The 16667-nt window shown below is 62.1% G+C and carries 13 protein-coding genes and 1 rRNA gene; 11 read left to right on the top strand and 3 right to left on the bottom strand.

Features of this window, described 5'->3' with window-relative positions; all coding sequences use genetic code 11:
* Nucleotides 1–136: 136 nt before the first annotated feature.
* Nucleotides 137–1207, bottom strand: a complete 1071-nt coding sequence (gene prfA, locus QMK33_RS16405) for a peptide chain release factor 1 (protein WP_283565701.1) — start codon at nt 1205–1207, stop codon at nt 137–139.
* Between the two features lie 181 nt (nt 1208–1388).
* Here prfA and thrA point away from each other — a divergent pair, with 181 nt between their 5' ends.
* From thrA to QMK33_RS16380, 5 genes are all read left to right on the top strand, one after another.
* Entirely contained in the window at nt 1389–3839 is a 2451-nt protein-coding gene (thrA, locus tag QMK33_RS16400; protein ID WP_283565700.1) for a bifunctional aspartate kinase/homoserine dehydrogenase I, read from the top strand.
* A 159-nt stretch (nt 3840–3998) separates the two neighbouring features.
* Nucleotides 3999–4931 (top strand): homoserine kinase, encoded by a 933-nt coding sequence (locus QMK33_RS16395; RefSeq protein WP_283565699.1) that lies wholly within the window; start codon nt 3999–4001, stop codon nt 4929–4931.
* A 59-nt stretch (nt 4932–4990) separates the two neighbouring features.
* On the top strand, nt 4991–6283 hold the full coding sequence (gene thrC, locus QMK33_RS16390) for a threonine synthase (protein WP_283565698.1): 1293 nt from the start codon (nt 4991–4993) through the stop codon (nt 6281–6283).
* Nucleotides 6284–6493: 210 nt separating this feature from the next.
* On the top strand, nt 6494–7183 hold the full coding sequence (locus QMK33_RS16385) for a c-type heme family protein (RefSeq protein WP_283565697.1): 690 nt from the start codon (nt 6494–6496) through the stop codon (nt 7181–7183).
* A 7-nt stretch (nt 7184–7190) separates the two neighbouring features.
* On the top strand, nt 7191–8471 hold the full coding sequence (locus tag QMK33_RS16380; protein ID WP_283565696.1) for a protoporphyrinogen/coproporphyrinogen oxidase: 1281 nt from the start codon (nt 7191–7193) through the stop codon (nt 8469–8471).
* 54 nt (nt 8472–8525) lie between these two features.
* On the opposite strand, the gene QMK33_RS16375 is transcribed toward QMK33_RS16380, so the two are convergent.
* Nucleotides 8526–9419 (bottom strand): LysR substrate-binding domain-containing protein, encoded by an 894-nt coding sequence (locus tag QMK33_RS16375; protein ID WP_283565695.1) that lies wholly within the window; start codon nt 9417–9419, stop codon nt 8526–8528.
* Nucleotides 9420–9616: 197 nt separating this feature from the next.
* Between QMK33_RS16375 and hppD the strand changes: the two genes are divergently transcribed.
* The 5 genes from hppD (at nt 9617) to QMK33_RS16350 (ending at nt 14670) form a co-directional block, all read left to right on the top strand.
* A complete protein-coding gene (gene hppD / locus QMK33_RS16370) occupies nt 9617–10747 on the top strand; it encodes a 4-hydroxyphenylpyruvate dioxygenase (RefSeq protein ID WP_283565694.1) in 1131 nt (376 codons plus the stop codon).
* Between the two features lie 61 nt (nt 10748–10808).
* A complete protein-coding gene (locus tag QMK33_RS16365) occupies nt 10809–12017 on the top strand; it encodes a homogentisate 1,2-dioxygenase (RefSeq protein ID WP_283565693.1) in 1209 nt (402 codons plus the stop codon).
* Between the two features lie 92 nt (nt 12018–12109).
* Nucleotides 12110–13339 (top strand): Glu/Leu/Phe/Val dehydrogenase dimerization domain-containing protein, encoded by a 1230-nt coding sequence (locus tag QMK33_RS16360; RefSeq protein WP_283565692.1) that lies wholly within the window; start codon nt 12110–12112, stop codon nt 13337–13339.
* A gap of 178 nt (nt 13340–13517) precedes the next feature.
* Complete coding sequence (locus QMK33_RS16355) at nt 13518–14306, top strand: HipA family kinase (protein WP_283565691.1); 789 nt, start codon at nt 13518–13520, stop codon at nt 14304–14306.
* Nucleotides 14284–14670, top strand: coding sequence for a DUF3037 domain-containing protein (locus tag QMK33_RS16350; RefSeq protein WP_283565690.1), 387 nt, complete (start codon nt 14284–14286; stop codon nt 14668–14670). Before QMK33_RS16355 ends, QMK33_RS16350 begins: the two co-directional genes overlap by 23 nt.
* Before the next feature lie 99 nt (nt 14671–14769).
* Here QMK33_RS16350 and QMK33_RS16345 read toward each other — a convergent pair whose 3' ends face one another.
* Nucleotides 14770–15747 (bottom strand): ABC transporter ATP-binding protein, encoded by a 978-nt coding sequence (locus tag QMK33_RS16345; RefSeq protein WP_283565689.1) that lies wholly within the window; start codon nt 15745–15747, stop codon nt 14770–14772.
* Nucleotides 15748–16586: 839 nt separating this feature from the next.
* On the opposite strand from QMK33_RS16345, the gene QMK33_RS16340 reads away from it, so the two are divergent.
* Nucleotides 16587–16667: ribosomal RNA gene (locus QMK33_RS16340) — 16S ribosomal RNA — on the top strand; the annotation flags it as partial.

Here is a 16667-nt window from a genome sequence, read left to right as displayed (position 1 = left end):
ATGCAAGAACGTCAGGCCAAGCTTGCCGAAGCACCTCTGCCGCTTCGTTGGGGGAGTGCTCCAACGGTGCGAGCGAGATGCTTCGGCAGGCTCAGCATGACGTTCTTTTTGGGGTGCTTTCTTCAGGGCGAAGTTTCTACGACACGCCTACTTTCAGGCGCTCGGCGCTTTCGGCCAGGCGCAGCTGCTCCACGAAGTCGTCGATGTTGCCGTCCATCACGTTGGGCAGGTTGTGCACGGTGTAGCCGATGCGGTGGTCGGTTACGCGGCCCTGGGGGTAGTTGTAGGTGCGGATTTTGTCCGAGCGGTCGCCGCTGCCAATCATGCTCTTGCGGATGGCGCCTTCGGCCTCGTTCTTCTTAGCCAGCTCAATCTCGAAGATGCGCGAGCGCAACACGCCCAGCGCCTTGTCGAAGTTCTTGAGCTGCGATTTCTGGTCTTGGCACTGAGCCACGATGCCGGTGGGTAAGTGGGTGAGGCGCACGGCCGAGTAGGTAGTGTTTACCGACTGCCCGCCGGGGCCGGATGACATAAACAAATCCTTGCGGATGTCGTTCATATCCAGGTCGATATCAAATTCCTCCGCCTCGGGCATTACCACGATGGAGGCCACCGAGGTGTGAATGCGGCCTTGGGTTTCGGTGGCCGGCACGCGCTGCACGCGGTGCACGCCGCTCTCAAACTTGAGCTTGCCGTACACGTCCTCGCCCTTCACGGCGAGCACAATTTCCTTGTAGCCGCCGGCAGTGCCGTCCATGGCGTCCACCAATTCCATTTTCCAGCCCTGCTTTTCGGCAAAGCGCAGGTACATGCGCTGCAAGTCGCCGGCAAACAGGGAAGCCTCGTCGCCGCCCGCGCCGGCCCGAATTTCCATAATCACGTCCTTCGAATCGTTGGGGTCCTTCGGAATCAGTAACTCCTTGATGGCCACCTCCATGCGGTCGGCCTCGGGCACCAAGTCGTCGAGCTCAGCCTTGGCCATCTCGCGGAAATCCTCGTCTTTTTCGGTCGACACGACCTGGCGGGCACCCTCTATATTGCTGAGTACCTGCTGGTAAGCGCGGTAGGCAACCACGATTTTGCCCAGCTCTTTAAATTCCTTGTTAAGGGTCTTGAAGCGCTTCATGTCGCTCATCACCTCGGGCTGCATCAGCTCATGGTTCACGGTATCGTAGCGCTCGCGGATGGCTTCGAGTTTATCCAGCATTTTGTGGTCGAAAAAAATAGTCAGTAGTTTGCAAAGATACGGTTGGGTAACAACGTCCTTTGCGGTCGGCGTTCCGCGCCAGTTCTTTACGCTGCCTGGGGTTGTCTTTCCCACCCACGCCAGGCCCCTTCCTTACTGCGCGGCCGGTTGCGGCGGGCCGGGCTTTCGACACCTGTTTAGTATGCAAGTATTGAAGTTTGGGGGCACGTCGGTGGCCTCCGCCGAAAACATCGGGAAAGTAATGGCCATCGTGACGAGCGCGCTGGCCGAGGGACCAGTGGTGCTGGTCGTATCGGCGCTGGGCGGCACCACCGACGCCCTCATTGGGGCCGGCCGCGCCGCCGCCGCCGCCGACGAAACCTTCCGCGCCACCCTGCGCCAGCTCGAAGCCCGCCACCTCACCGCCGCCGAGGCCCTGCTGCCCAGCGCCGCCGCCCAGGCCGCGATTCAGCCCTGGCTCACCGCCCAGTTTGCGGAGCTGGCCCGGCTGGCCGACGGTATTTTTGCCCTGGGCGAGCTCTCGCCACGCACCCTGGACCGCCTCATGAGCTACGGCGAGCTGCTGTCGTCGTGCCTCGTGGTAGCCGCGTTTCAGGCCCGTGGCCTGGCTGCCGTCTGGGCCGATAGCCGGCTGCTCATTCGCACCGACTCGCGCTTCGGCATGGCGCAGGTAGCGGAGGCGGCTACGAACAAGCAAGTAGCTGATTTTCAAAAAAATACTACGGAAAGCCTGTGGGTAGCGCCCGGCTTTATCGCCGCCGATGCCGCTGGCCACACCACCACGCTGGGCCGCGGTGGCTCCGACTACACGGCCGCCATCCTGGCCGCCGCGCTGGGTGCCGAGAAGCTCGAAATCTGGACCGACGTGAGCGGCATGCTCACCGCCGACCCGCGCCTGGTGCGCTCGGCGCGGCCCATTCCGCGCATCAGCTACGAGGAGGCCATGGAGCTGTCGCACTTCGGGGCCAAGGTGCTGTACGCGCCCACGGTGCAGCCCGTGCGCCAGCGCGGCATCCCGATGTGGATTAAAAACACCTTCGCGCCCCACGATTACGGCACGCTGGTGGAGGTGGCCCCGCCGCCCAGCCCGGCCGTAGTGCGCGGCCTGTCGAGCATCGGCAGTTTGGCCTTGCTCAACCTGGAGGGCAGCGGCATGGTGGGCGTGCCGGGCTTTTCGGCGCGGCTGTTTGCGGCGCTGGCGCGGGCCCGCATCAACGTGGTGCTCATCACGCAAAGCTCCTCGGAGCACTCCATTTGCGTGGGCGTGAACGAGGCCGACGTACCCGCTGCGCAAGCAGTTGTCAATGAAGAGTTTGCTGCCGAAATAGCCACCGGCCGCCTGGAGCCGCTGCGGCCCGAAACCGGTCTGGCCATTGTGGCGCTGGTGGGCGAAAACATGAAAAACCACCCCGGTATCAGCGGGCGCTTGTTTACCGCGCTGGGGCACAACGGGGTCAATATCAGAGCAATAGCGCAGGGCGCGAGCGAGCGGAATATCTCGACCGTTATTCGGGCCGATGATGTGCGCAAGGCTATCAACGTGCTGCACGAGGAGTTCTTTGAGGCTACGTATAAGCAGGTGAATATCTTCATCTTAGGCCCCGGCAACGTGGGCGGCCGGCTGCTGGCCCAGCTGGCCCAGCAGCAGCCCTACCTGCGCGACAAGCTCGGCCTCGACCTGCGCGTGGTGGCCATTGCCAACAGCCGCCACTGCCTGGTGAGCGACGAAGGCGGCCTCGACCTAAGCACTTGGCCCGAGGAGTTGAATGAAGCCCCGCAGCTCACGCTGGAGGAGTTTACCCAGCTCATTATCAGCAAGAACCTGCGCAATTCCATCTTCGTGGACGTAACGGCCAACCCCGCCGCCGCCGGCCACTACGCGCCGCTGCTGGCCAAAAGCATTGCAGTGGTAGCCTGCAACAAAGTGGCCGCCTCGGCTGACTATGCCAGTTATCGGCGCCTCAAGCAGCTGGCCCAGGAGTTCAACACTAAGTACCTGTTTGAAACCAACGTGGGCGCGGCGCTGCCCGTCATCGGCACGCTCGGCGACCTCACCCGCAGCGGCGACGTGGTGCGCCGCATGCAGGCGGTGCTCTCGGGCACGCTCAACTTCGTGTTCAACAACTACGACGGCACCCGGCCCTTCGCCGAGGTGGTGCGCCAGGCCCAGGTCGAAGGCTACACCGAGCCCGACCCGCGCCTCGACCTCAACGGCTCGGACGTGGCCCGCAAAATCCTCATTCTGGCCCGCGAAGCCGGCCAGGCCCTGGAAATGAGCGATGTAGCCAACGAAAGCTTCCTGCCCGCGAGTTGCCTAGAAGGTGACGTGGCTGCTTTCTACGAGCAGCTGGCCGGGCACGAGCCGCACTTCCGCGCCCTCTACGACGACGCGGCCCGCCAAAACAAGCGCCTCAAATTCGTGGCCCAGTACGCCGATGGCCACGCCGCCGTGGGCTTGCAGCAAATCGCGCCCGGACACGACCTCTACGAACTGCGCGGCAAGGATAACGTGGTGCTCTTCTACACCGACCGCTACCCCGAGCAGCCCTTGGTGGTGAAGGGCGCGGGCGCGGGCGCGGAGGTCACGGCCTCGGGCGTGTTTGCCGATATAATCCGCGCCGCCCGCTTGTAGCAGCCCCACCCCTCGGCCCCACTCTGCTTTATCCGCAGAACCCTGCGGGAGAGGGGGAGCCCAACGATTTTTAAACTCATAAGCCTGCGCTGCCCCGGCCCCCCCTCCCCCGCAGGATTCTGCGGATAAAGCAGAGTGGGGCCGGGGGGACTGCCCATCATGCCACTTCCCTCTTCCGTCACCGTGCACGCGCCCGCCACTATCGCCAACGTTGGCTGCGGCTTCGACGTGCTGGGCCTCTGCCTCACCGAGCCCTACGACATCGTGCGCCTCACGCGCCGCGACCAGCCGGGCATAACCATCAGGCATACTGATGCCTACAACCTGCCCACCGACCCCAACCGCAACGTGGCCGGCGCGGCCCTGCTAGCGCTGCTACGCGCCGTGCCCGAGCCCCTGGGCTTCGAGGTGGAGATTACGAAGGGCATTCGGCCGGGTAGCGGCATTGGCAGCAGCGCGGCCAGCGCGGCGGGCGCGGTAGTGGCGGCTAACGCGCTGCTAGGCAATCGCTTCACCCATAAAGAGCTGATTGACATGGCGATGTATGGCGAAGCCGTGGCCTCGGGTGTGCGCCACGCCGACAACATTGCGCCCGCCATTTGCGGGGGCTTCACGCTGGTGCGGGCCGTGCAGCCGGTGCTCGATGTGGTGGCCCTACCCGCCCCGCCGCTGTGGGTGGCCGTGGTGCACCCGCAGTTTGAGGTACGCACCCAGGAGGCCCGCGCCGTGCTGCCCCCCACCGTGCCGCTCGGCCTGGCCGTGCGCCAGTGGGCCAACGTGGGCGGCCTGGTCGCTGGCTTCCTCACCAATGATAACGAGCTGATTAGCCGCGCCCTGGAAGACTACATTGTGGAGCCGGCCCGTGCCTCGCTCATCCCCGGCCTGGGCGAAGCCAAGCGGCTGGCCCTGGCCGCCGGGGCGCTGGGTGGCGGTATTTCGGGCTCGGGCCCGTCCATTTTTATGCTGAATAAGGATGAAGCTACTGCCCACGCGGCGGCCGAGGCGATGGGCAGCGTGTACCGCAAAATGGGGATTGATTTTCACTTGCACGTGGGGCCCATTGCCAGCCAGGGGGCGCGGGTAGTAGCCTAACGGTCGCCTCACGAGACCCCTTTGGGGCCGGGGGGTGAGGCCTCCGCTAGCGCAACAGTATGCAGTACTACAGCCTCAACCGCCATTCGCCACCCGTTGATTTTCGCGCCGCCACCATCGCCGGCCAAGCGCCTGACGGCGGCCTGTACTTCCCCGAAACCATCCCGCAGTTTTCGGAAGATTTCCTGAAAAACCTGCCCAACTTCTCGCCGGCCGACATCGCCTACACCGTGATGCAGCCCTACGTGGGCGACACCATCCCGGAAGCCGACCTGCGCCGCATCTGCGCCGAAACGGTGGATTTTCCGTTTCCGCTGGTGCCCATTACCGGGCAAATTGGCGCGCTGGAGCTGTTTCACGGCCCCACGCTGGCGTTTAAGGATGTGGGGGCGCGGTTTATGAGCCGCTGCCTGGGCTACTTTTCGCGGGGCGAAACTGCGCCCATAACGGTGCTGGTGGCCACCTCCGGCGATACGGGCGGGGCCGTGGCGCATGGCTTCCTGGGCGTGCCGGGCGTGGAAGTGGTCATTCTCTACCCCTCGGGTAAGGTAAGCCCCTTGCAGGAATTGCAGCTCACCACGCTGGGCCAAAATATTAAGGCTCTGGAAATTAACGGTAATTTTGATGACTGCCAGCGCCTGGTAAAGCAGGCGTTTTTGGATGAGCAGCTGACCAGCCGGCGCACGCTCACCTCGGCCAACTCCATCAACGTGGCGCGCTGGCTGCCGCAGCAGCTTTACTACTTGTTTGCGATGCAGCAGTGGGCGCCGGCCGCGCCGCCGGTTATTGCGGTGCCCAGTGGCAACTTTGGCAACCTCTGCGCCGGGCTACTGGCCCACGCCTCGGGCCTGCCAGTGGGCCACTTCATCGCAGCCTGCAACGCCAACGACGCCGGGGCCGAGTACTTGCGCACGGCCATCTTCGCGCCCAAAATGGCCGTGCCCACTATCTCCAACGCTATGGACGTGGGCCACCCCAGCAACTTCGTGCGTATTCTTGAACTCTTTAAGCATGAGCACGTTATAATCAGACAGCTGCTGAGTGGCTACACCATAACCGACGCTGATACCAGTGCCACCATCCGGCGCGTGGAGGCCGAGCGCGGTTACCTGCTCGACCCACACGGCGCGGTGGCCTTTGTTGCCCTGGAAGACTACTTGCGGGAATACCCGGCCGCCGCTGGCTTTCTGCTGGCCACGGCCCACCCAGTGAAGTTCCCGGAGGTGGTTGAGCCGCTCATCGGCCGCAAAATTGAACTGCCGGCTGCCCTGCATTACCTGCTCGAAAAGCCCAAGCACAGTGTGCCGCTGGCCCCGAGCTATGAGGCGCTGCGGGCGTGGCTGCTGGGTTAGCGGTAGTAAATGAATAGCTGAGTAAATGAGTAAGGGTTTATGATTAATTATTAATTTTTTAGTGCGTCTGACTCGTCTGGCAACCAGGTAGTGAAGTATGGCGTGCTAATGGGCCCTTTCTGCCTGCCAAACAGCCTTAACCCTACTCATTTACTCAGCAACTCAGTTACCCCCGCGCAACCTTCGCACCGCAAAAGCAGTTGCCGCAGTATGGGTTTGTCGAAAATCAAGTTTGTCCTGCCCGCCCTGCTGGCGCTGGCCGCCTGCCGGCCCGACCAGGTGCGTCACCTCACCGGCACCAAGGAAATAGCCGAGGAAACGGCCAACTGGGAAGTTAAGCGCATCATGCCCAGTGACTTGCTGCAATCCACGCGCTGGGCTGGCGACTCGCTCACGGCCTACGCCGATACGCTGCTGCGCCGCACCCTGGCCCGCGAGCTGCGCAAGGGTGGGGTGGCTCAGGCCGCTAGTTTCTGCCGCCCACAAGCTTACCCAGCCGTCGATTCAATGGCCCGCAAGTGGCACATGGTGCCGCGCCGCGCCGAGTGGCAGCCCGCTACGGCCAGCGCCACCCCGGCTGCCGTGGCCGCCTCCGGCCTGCGCCCCGATACCATGCGCCTCATCGGCCGCCCCGCCGCCGACACGTTTTATTACCAGCGCCCCATCACGCTGGCCAACAGCTTGTGCCTGCGCTGCCACGGCCAGCCGGGCCACGACCTCACCCTGGCCGAAGCCGGCACCCTGCGCCAGCAGTACCCCGGCCTGCGGGCGGTGGGCCGCCAGCCGGGCCAGGTGCTAGGGGCCTGGCAGCTCACCCTGGAGCGCACCGGGGTAGCCGAGTTTTACACCATGAAAACGCGCAAGAAGTGGAAAGAACACAAGATGCCGAAGTTGTTTTAAGTTGATTATGAGCGATATAAATCCTGTTATCATTATCGGCGCCGGCATGGCTGGCCTGGCTTGCGCTACCTGGCTGCACCGCGCCGGCCGCCCAGTGCTACTGCTCGAAGCCGCCGATGGGGTAGGGGGCCGGGTGCGCACCGACCTCACGCCCGACGGCTTCCGGCTTGACCGCGGCTTCCAGATTCTATTAACGAACTACCCTGAGGCGCGACGCATGTTCGACTACGGGGCCCTCAACCTGAAATCGTTTCGCTCGGGGGCCCTCATCCAGCTGCCGGGGGGCGAAGAAACCACCCTCGAAAACCCATTGCACGCGCCCCTCATGGCGTTTGCGGCGTTGGCGTCGCCCATCGGCACGGCCAAAGACAAGCTGCTGATTGGCAAGCTGGTAGCGCAATTGGCGGGCCGCCTGCCCGCGCAGCTACTGGCCCAGCCAGCCGTTTCGACCCTGGAGTTTCTACGCCGCTTCGGCTGGAGCGAGCAGATTATCAACACGTTCTTCAAGCCCTTCTTCGGCGGTGTGTACTTGGACCGCGAGCTGAACACGGCCAGCAATTTCTTTGAGTTTGTGTTCCAGCAGTTTATGCAGGGCGCGGCCGTGGTGCCGGCCCTGGGCATACAGCAACTGCCCGAGCAGTTGGCGAGCCGCCTGCCCGTGGGCAGCATTCGCCTGAACACCCCCGTGCAGGCCATCTCCGAAGGCGGCCGGCTGGTGCACCTCGCTAATGGTGAAACCCTGGCCACCGCCGCCGTGGTGTTGGCCACCGATGGCCCCGCCACGGCGCGGCTGCTCAGCGCCAGCCCGGGCTTGCCGGTTGCCGCGGCTCCCGCCACGTTGGCCGCCCGCGTTACTACCTGCACCTACTTCGCCACGGCCGGCCCGGCCCCCAGCCACGGCCGCCGCCTGCTGCACCTTAACGCCCAGCCCCGCGCGCTGGTGCACAATGTAGCATTCCCGGCCGAGGTGAGCGCGGCCGTAGCCCCCGCCGGTCAAGGCTTGGTGTCGGTAAGCACCCACGGCGAGCACGGGTTGTCGGAGGAAGCCCTCACGGCGCACCTGCGCACCGAATTAGCGGCGTGGTTTGGGCCGGTGGCCAACATGTGGCGGCACCTGCGCACCTACCGCATCGAGCACGCGCTGCCCGTGTACACTGCCGGCCAGCCCGTGCAGCAAGAGCTTCGCCTCGGCGACACCCTCTTCCGCTGCGGCGACTGGACGAGCTATCCTTCCCTCAATGCCGCACTCGGCACCGGCCGCCAAGTAGCCGAAATGCTCGTAGGGTAAGCTTTAGCTTGCCGGGCGCCAAGCCAATCTGCCGCCCGCCCGGCAAGCCAAAGCTTACCCTACGAGCGCCACCAGCGCTTGCAGTAGCGGAGCCGGCCGCTCGGCCAGGTAAGCCACGCATTGCGTGATGGTTACCTGCTGGCCCTCCGCCACTCGCAGCGGCCGCGCCACCACGCCCGGCACTTGGCTCAGGTCAAAAAACGACGGTACGAAGGCCACGCCCAGCCCCAGCCGCACCAGGTTGCTCAGCAGCTCCAGCGACGATACTTCCTGCACAATGGCCCCGCGCCGGCTAAAGCCCGCCTGCTGGCACAGGTGCTCAATCTCGTCGTACACCGGGTGCAGCGCACGGCTGATTTCTATCCACTTTTCGTGGGCCAAGGCTTCGAGCGGCACCTCGGCCAGCGCGGCCAGCGGGTGGGTGGCGGGCAGGGCCACCGTGAGGCCGCCCTGGCCGAAGGGGCGCGCCGCCAGCTCGGGGTGCAGCAGCGGCAACATGGTGAGGCCCAGCGCAATGCGGCCCGCTACCAGCGCCTCCTGAACGGCTCGGAAGGTGGGCAGCTCGTGCAAATGAAACTGCACGTCGGGAAAGCTTGCCGTGAAGCGCTGCACAATGCCCACCAGGCGGTCGGGCCGTAGCAGTTGGTAATAGCCCAGCTCCACCGATTTCTGCTGCAAGCCCACCCGGCGCACGTTTTCCACAGCTTGCTGGCTGAGAAAAAGTAGCTGCTTCGCCTCGGCTAGAAAGGCCGTGCCCGCCTCGGTGAGCACCACCCGGCGCTGCCGCGTACGCTGCTGGTGGTCAAACAATTCTACGCCCAACTCGCTCTCCAGCAGCTGAATCTGCTGGCTCAAGGCGGGCTGCGACACGCACAGGCGCGTGGCCGCTCGGCCATAGTGTAGCTCAGCGGCTACCTCAGCAAAGTATCGCAGCTGCCGGAGTTCCATAGCCGCAAATTTCAATAAGAAATTCTTATCAGCCTCATAAGAAGCCGATATTGGACAAGGCAGCTAACAGTTGTTAGTATTGCGTACTTAATAGTAGGCTGATGGCTTTTGGCTACTAGCTGTTAGCTTTCTAAAGCTAGCAGTTGTCGATTGCCACTAGCCATCAGCCAAAAGCCACTAGCTAAAAGCCAAACAATATGGAAACCCTCGTCGCCCAAGAGCTTCAGCAACGCGCTGCTACCGATTTCCTGCCCCTGCTCGGCACCGACCACCTCGAATTTTACGTGGGCAACGCCAAGCAGGCGGCCTACTACTACAAGGCGGCGTTTGGTTTCCAGACGGTAGCCTATGCCGGCCCCGAAACCGGCGTGCGCGACCGCGCCAGCTACGTGGTGCAGCAGGGCAAAATCCGCCTGGTGCTCACCACGGCCATGAAATCGGACCATATCATTGCCGAGCACGTGCGCCAGCACGGCGACGGCGTAAAAATCCTGGCCCTGCTGGTCGATGATGCTTACGCGAGCTACGAGAAAACCATGAGCCGCGGTGCCCGCAGCTACCAGGAGCCCCGCACCCTCACCGACGAGTTTGGCGAGGTACGCACCGCCGGCATCTACACCTACGGCGAAACGGTGCACCTTTTTGTGGAGCGCAAAAACTACACCGGGGCCTTCATGCCGGGCTACGTGGCCCAGGAATCCAGCTTCAACCCCGCGCCCGCCGGCCTGCTCTACGTAGACCATTGCGTGGGCAACGTGGGCTGGAACCGCATGAACGAAACCGTGAAATGGTATGAGGACGTGATGGGCTTCGCCAATATCCTAAGCTTTGACGATAAGCAGATTACCACCGAGTATTCGGCCCTCATGAGCAAGGTGATGAGTACTGGCAACGGCTACGTGAAATTTCCCATCAACGAGCCCGCCGAGGGCAAGAAAAAGTCGCAGATTGAGGAATACCTCACCTTCTATGAGGGCGAAGGCGTGCAGCATATCGCGGTGGCTACCAACGACATCATCAGCACCGTGCGCGAGCTGAAAAGCCGCGGCGTGGAGTTTCTCAACACCCCCGACAGCTACTACGATAACCTGCGCGCCCACGTGGGCCAGATTGACGAGGACGTGGAAGCCCTGCGCGCCCTGCGCATCATGGCCGACCGCGACGAGGAAGGCTACCTGCTCCAGATTTTCACCAAGCCTGTGGAGGACCGCCCCACCGTATTCTTCGAAATCATCCAGCGCAAAGGGGCCAAAAGCTTCGGCGCCGGCAACTTCAAAGCCCTCTTCGAAAGCCTGGAGCGCGAGCAAGACCGCCGGGGTAATTTGTAGGTTTACGCCCCCTAGCGGGCGCCTCACCCCCCGGACCCCAGCACGATAACCCCACTCAAAAATGCCCATCTACCACAAGCTCGGCCGGCTGCCCCACACGCGCCACACGGTATTTGAGAAGCCCGAGGGCGGCCTCTACTACGAGCAGCTGTTCGGCACCATCGGTTTCGAGGGCATGTCGTCGCTGATGTACCACCTGCGCCGACCCACCACAGTGAAGGACATTTTGGGCGAAACCGACCTCACCCCCAAAATCGCCGTCGAGAAAAGCATCAAGGCCCGGCTGCTCAAGGGCTTCGACCTGCCCGCGCAGGACGACTACTTGCAATCGCGCACCCCGATTCTGGTCAACAGCGACGTGCACATCAGCCTGGCTGCCCCGCGCCAGTCGCTGACCCAGTATTTCTACAAAAACGCCGATGCCGACGAGTTACTGTTCGTGCACAAAGGCACGGGCAAGTTGCGCACCCAGCTCGGCAATATTGCGTTCGAACCCGGTGATTACCTGCTGATTCCGCGCGGTATCATCTATCAAATCGAATTCGATTCGGAGGATAACCGCTTGCTTATAGTGGAGTCGTTTCACCCCGTGTACACGCCCAAGCGCTACCGCAACCACTTCGGCCAGCTGCTGGAGCACGCGCCCTACTCGGAGCGCGACTACAAGCTGCCCACCGAGCTGGAAACCCACGACGAGCTGGGCGATTTCGTGGTAAAAATCAAGAAGCAAGGCGTGCTGCACGAGCTGCTGTACCCGTCGCACCCCTTCGACGTGGTGGGCTGGGATGGCTACAACTACCCGTACGGCATGAACATCCGTGATTTTCAGCCTATTACCGGTAAGGTGCACCAGCCGCCACCTGTGCACCAGCAGTTCGAAACCAAGGCCTTCGTGGTCTGCTCGTTCGTGCCGCGCCTGTTCGACTACCACCCCCAGGCCATCCCCGCGCCCTACCACCACTCCAACATCGACTCTGATGAGCTGCTGTACTACGTGGATGGTAACTTCATGTCGCGCAACAATATAGCCGCCGGCCACCTCACCCTGCACCCCGGCGGCATCCCGCACGGCCCCGCGCCGGGCGCCTACGAGCGCAGCATTGGCAAAACAGGCACCGACGAGTGGGCCGTCATGATTGACACCTTCCGCCCCCTCATGCTCACCGAAGCCGCCATGCAGCTTGATGATGAGGTCTACTACAAGTCGTGGCTCGAACCCGCCAGCCCCGCCGCCGCCACCGACGACCAGCGCCTTGAGCGCATTGAATAACAGCCGCTTACCCCTCGCTCTCTCCCTGCTTCCACCCCGTTGCGCGGGCCGGCCCCCCAGGCCGGCCCGTTTTTCATAACTACTTGGTTATCATGCAAGACCTATTGGCTCAATTCGAGCAAAAGCGCCCCGAAATCGTCTTCGAATGGCAAGACCCCGAAACCGAAGCCGAAGGCTGGGTAGTTATCAATTCGCTGCGCGGCGGCGCGGCTGGCGGCGGCACCCGCATGCGCAAGGGCCTCGATAAGCGCGAGGTCGAAAGCCTGGCCAAAACGATGGAAATCAAGTTTACCGTCTCCGGCCCGGCCATCGGCGGGGCCAAGTCGGGCATCAACTTCGACCCCCAGGACCCCCGCAAGCGCGGTGTGCTAGAGCGCTGGTACAAAGCCGTAATCCCCTTACTGAAAGCCTATTATGGCACCGGCGGCGACCTCAACGTAGATGAAATTCACGAAGTAATTCCCCTCACCGAAGACTTCGGCCTCTGGCACCCGCAGGAGGGCGTGGTTAACGGCCACTACCGCGCCACCGAGCCCCAGAAAATTCAGAAGCTCGGCCAGCTTCGCCAAGGCGTAGTCAAAGTGCTGGAAGATAGCACGTTTACCCCCAGCCTGGCCCGCAAATACACCGTGGCCGACCTCATCACAGGCTACGGCGTGGCCGAGGCCGTGCGTCACTACTACACGCTGTGGGGCGGCCACTCGGTAGCCGGCAAGCGCGTCATCATCCAGGGTTGGGGCAACGTGGGCGCGGCCGCCGCCTACTACCTCGCCACTCAGGGTGCCAAAATCGTGGGCATCATCGACCGGGCCGGCGGCCTGCTCCGCCCCGAGGGCCTGAGCCTGGAGGCAGTCCGCGCCCTGTTCCTGGGCCGCGACGGCAACGCGCTGCACGCCAACGACTTGCTATCCTTCGAAGAAGTAAGCCAGCGCATCTGGACGGCCGGTGCCGAAATTTTCGTGCCCGCCGCCGCCTCGCGGCTCGTCACCCAGGCGCAGGTCGAAGCCCTGGTAGCCAATGGCTTAGAAGTAATTTCGTGCGGAGCCAACGTGCCCTTCGCCGACCCCGCCATCTTCTTCGGCCCCACCGGCGAGTGGGCCGATGCGCACTGCGCCGTCATCCCCGACTTCATCGCCAACTGTGGCATGGCACGCGTCTTCGCCTACCTCATGGAAACCGGGGCTGAAATCACCGACCAAGCCATCTTCCACGATACCTCCCGGGTTATCGAAGCTGCCCTGGCCCGCACCCGCCAGCAAAGCGCCGAAACCACCGGCATCGCCCAGCGCTCTTTCGAGATGGCTCTTCGGCAGTTGGTATAAGGTCGTTTATTTCTGATAAGAAGCCGTTTGTCATTGCGAGCGCAACGAAGTGGAGCGCGGCAATCTTTCCTTTGCCATTCGCATCGTTGGCTCACCAACCCAATGACAAGGAAAGATTGCCGCGCTCCACTTCGTTGCGCTCGCAATGACAAACGGCTTTTATACCCTGCTTATCCGAATGAGTAACCCGCTTGCCCTGCGCACCGTCCACGTCACGCGCTACATCACGCCGCTACGCGAAGGCGGCTCGCTACCCGCCCTAGTCGAAGCCGACGATGGCTTCATGTACGTAGTGAAATTCCGGGGTGCGGGCCAGGGTATTAAAGTGCTGATAGCCGAGCTGTTAGTAGGCGAAATAGCCCGCGTTCTCGGCCTACGCTTGCCCGAGCTCGTGTTCTGCGAGCTCGACGAAGCCTTTGGCCGCACCGAGCCCGACGAAGAAATCCAGGACCTGCTGCGGGCTAGCACCGGCCGCAACCTGGCGCTGCACTTCCTGAGTGGCGCCAGCACCTTCGACCCCTTGGTAACCACCGTAGCGCCCCACCTCGCCTCCCTGGTAGTCTGGCTCGATTGCCTCACCATCAACGTCGACCGCACCGCCCGCAACACCAATATGTTGCTCTGGCACAAAGAGTTGTGGCTCATCGACCACGGCGCGGCGCTCTACGTGCACCACACCGGCCCGCAGTGGGTGCAGTCGGCCACCCGGCCTTTTCCCTCGGTAAAGGACCACGTGCTGCTGCCCCAGGCCACCGAGCTGGCAGCAGTCGATGCCGAATGCCGCGCCCGCCTAACGCCCGCCGTGCTGGCCGCCATCATCGCCACCATCCCCGACGAGTGGCTCATCGAGCCCGACCTCACCCCCGACGAGCAACGCGCTAACTATCAGCATTTTCTGGAGGCGCGCCTGGCCGTTTCTGCCACTTTCACCCAAGAAGCCGACCATGCCCGCCAAGCACTTGTTTGAGTACGCCGTGCTCCGCGTAGTGCCCCGCGTCGAGCGCGAAGAGTTTCTAAACGTGGGCGTTATCCTCTACTGCTCGTCCCAAGGCTTCCTGCAAGCCACCTGCGAGCTCAACGAAACCCGCCTTGCCGCCTTCGCCGGTGCCCACCTCGACCTGCCCGATGTGCGTGAGCGCCTGCGCTCCTTCGAGCGCATCTGCCAGGGCCGGGCCACCGGCGGCCCTATCGGCCAGCTGGCCATCGCCTCCCGCTTCCGCTGGCTCACCGCCCAGCGCAGCACCATCATCCAGACTTCCCCCGTGCACCCTGGTCTGTGCGACGATGCCGCCACTACTCTGGTCCAGCTTCACGCGCAGTTGGTAGGGTAGGGTAGGGTAGGGTAGGGTAGGGTAGGGTAGGGTAGGGTAGGGTAGGGTAGGGTAGGGTAGGGTAGGGTAGGGTAGGGTAGGGTAGGGTAGGGGCGTCTTTTACCCAATCGGCCAGGTATTTTCGGCCCGCACGGCCACGCCTACCGTATCGCCCACCGCCACCGTAGGCATACTCACCCGCGCCCGCACCACATTTTTAGGCAGCGCCACCTCTACCTCATAGTAGCTGCCAAAAAACCGCACTGCCCGTACCAATCCCGGCAGCGCGCCCGCCCCAGCCGGTACTAGGCGGAAATGTTCGGGTCGTATTAATAAGGTAGGCGCATCCGGTCCCCCCGGCGCTAGGGCCAGCCGGTCGGCCCCCCGCACCAGGTTATAATCGCCAAAGAGCGCCGCCGTGTACTCATCCACCGGCTGGTTATAAAGCTGCGTCGGCGGCCCTTGCTGCACCAGTTTCCCCCGGCGTAGCACCAATAGCTCATCTGCCCACGACAGCGTATCCGCCGCATCGTGCGATACCAGCAGGCAAGTAATCCCCAGTTGCGCCCCCAACTCCTCTAGTATAGCCTGCATCGTTTGCTTATGCACCCGGTCCAGGTTCGAAAAAGGCTCATCCAGCAGTAGCAGCACCGGCGACCCTAGCAATAGGCGCGCCAGCGCCACCCGCTGCTGCTCGCCTCCCGAAAGCTGATCGGTGCGCCGCGCCAGCAAATGGTCAATTCGACACAGTGTATATAAGAGATGCGTTTCCGCTGCCGTCCGCTTGCTGGCATACTGCAATACCTGCTCCACGCGCAAAAACTTCGGTAGGTCCGACTTCTGCGATAAGTACGCCACCCCTGGGTGCCCCGGCACCAGCGCCACCGCCGGCCCGCGCACCCGGCTGCCCATCACCCGCACCTCTCCGGTACTGGGTTGCACCAGTCCTGCTATCACTTGCAGCAATGTGCTCTTGCCTGCCCCACTCTCCCCCGCCAGCGCCAGCTTCTGTTCCTGCCGTTGCCCAAAGCTGATGGGAGCCAGCACCACGCTACCTCTTTCTTCTAAGCTAATGTTCGTTACGTTGAGTAAATCCATGCTACAAAATACCGCAACGATGCGCCCCCAGGCAAGGCCAGCCAGCTTATTGCGTCTACCGCATGGGGTCAAACACGACGCACCGACCACTAATTTGTTACATAAGCCACTCAAAGACTAGCCTAGCGTCTATAGTTCTACTGAAAGTCGCCCATTTCAACTACTCCACACCGCCTGGCACCCCTGTTTTACTTCCTTCTCCGCTCCTCAAGGCCTGAAGCATCTCCAAGCACAGTATATAAGTCAAAAAAATATCCTTTAGTAACTGTCTAGTCCTCAGCAAGCTATTAGGGTAATACCAGTTTATTAGAAAGCCTGAAGTGCTTTGATTGCACCACCAGCTTGTAAAGCCCGCAAAAAGCCCTACTTTTGCACTCCCAAACCGCCTAAAGCTGCTCATCAGCGGGCCAGCGCAGAGGGAATCAAAATCAGCTTCGAAAATAAAAAATCGAAAAATATTTTAAAAGCCAAAAGTTTTTCGTACTTTTGCACCCCGCTTCAACCGGAGGCGGTTAGACAACCAAAACGACTGAGAAAGCTCTTCAAAACTTTTTCACATAGAATTTGGAAAGTCAGAAAAGTTGCTTACCTTTGCACTCCCAATCACAAACAGGGCTTACAAACGGTAAGATAAGGGCTTGAAAAACGGCCCGCACGGTTGCTTCAATTGGAAGTAACGCACGTTCTTTGAATGACGGAAATAGACAAATAGTAAGTAGTTCTACTGCGTAAGCAGCAGGACAAACAAAGCGAAACGAATTAGACAACGAGACGTCAATACGTGAGCAGGGTCAGCACTCGACATCGTTCCTACTTAGGTAGTGAATTTGGAATATTTTACAATGGAGAGTTTGATCCTGGCTCAGGATGAACGCTAGCGGCAGGCCTAATACATGCAAGTCGAACGGTGGTAGCAATAC

Source organism: Hymenobacter sp. H14-R3, from assembly GCF_030063445.1.
GTDB lineage: Bacteria > Bacteroidota > Bacteroidia > Cytophagales > Hymenobacteraceae > Hymenobacter.
The sequence above is the reverse complement of the archived record's forward strand: the minus strand, read 5'-3'. Positions and strand labels throughout refer to the sequence as shown.

Coding starts and splice junctions, on each gene's coding strand:
- prfA (WP_283565701.1), bottom strand. CDS start 1,207: ATGCTGGATAAACTCGAAGCCATCCGCGAGCGCTACGATACCGTGAAC.
- thrA (WP_283565700.1), top strand. CDS start 1,389: ATGCAAGTATTGAAGTTTGGGGGCACGTCGGTGGCCTCCGCCGAAAAC.
- QMK33_RS16395 (WP_283565699.1), top strand. CDS start 3,999: ATGCCACTTCCCTCTTCCGTCACCGTGCACGCGCCCGCCACTATCGCC.
- thrC (WP_283565698.1), top strand. CDS start 4,991: ATGCAGTACTACAGCCTCAACCGCCATTCGCCACCCGTTGATTTTCGC.
- QMK33_RS16385 (WP_283565697.1), top strand. CDS start 6,494: ATGGGTTTGTCGAAAATCAAGTTTGTCCTGCCCGCCCTGCTGGCGCTG.
- QMK33_RS16380 (WP_283565696.1), top strand. CDS start 7,191: ATGAGCGATATAAATCCTGTTATCATTATCGGCGCCGGCATGGCTGGC.
- QMK33_RS16375 (WP_283565695.1), bottom strand. CDS start 9,419: ATGGAACTCCGGCAGCTGCGATACTTTGCTGAGGTAGCCGCTGAGCTA.
- hppD (WP_283565694.1), top strand. CDS start 9,617: ATGGAAACCCTCGTCGCCCAAGAGCTTCAGCAACGCGCTGCTACCGAT.
- QMK33_RS16365 (WP_283565693.1), top strand. CDS start 10,809: ATGCCCATCTACCACAAGCTCGGCCGGCTGCCCCACACGCGCCACACG.
- QMK33_RS16360 (WP_283565692.1), top strand. CDS start 12,110: ATGCAAGACCTATTGGCTCAATTCGAGCAAAAGCGCCCCGAAATCGTC.
- QMK33_RS16355 (WP_283565691.1), top strand. CDS start 13,518: ATGAGTAACCCGCTTGCCCTGCGCACCGTCCACGTCACGCGCTACATC.
- QMK33_RS16350 (WP_283565690.1), top strand. CDS start 14,284: ATGCCCGCCAAGCACTTGTTTGAGTACGCCGTGCTCCGCGTAGTGCCC.
- QMK33_RS16345 (WP_283565689.1), bottom strand. CDS start 15,747: ATGGATTTACTCAACGTAACGAACATTAGCTTAGAAGAAAGAGGTAGC.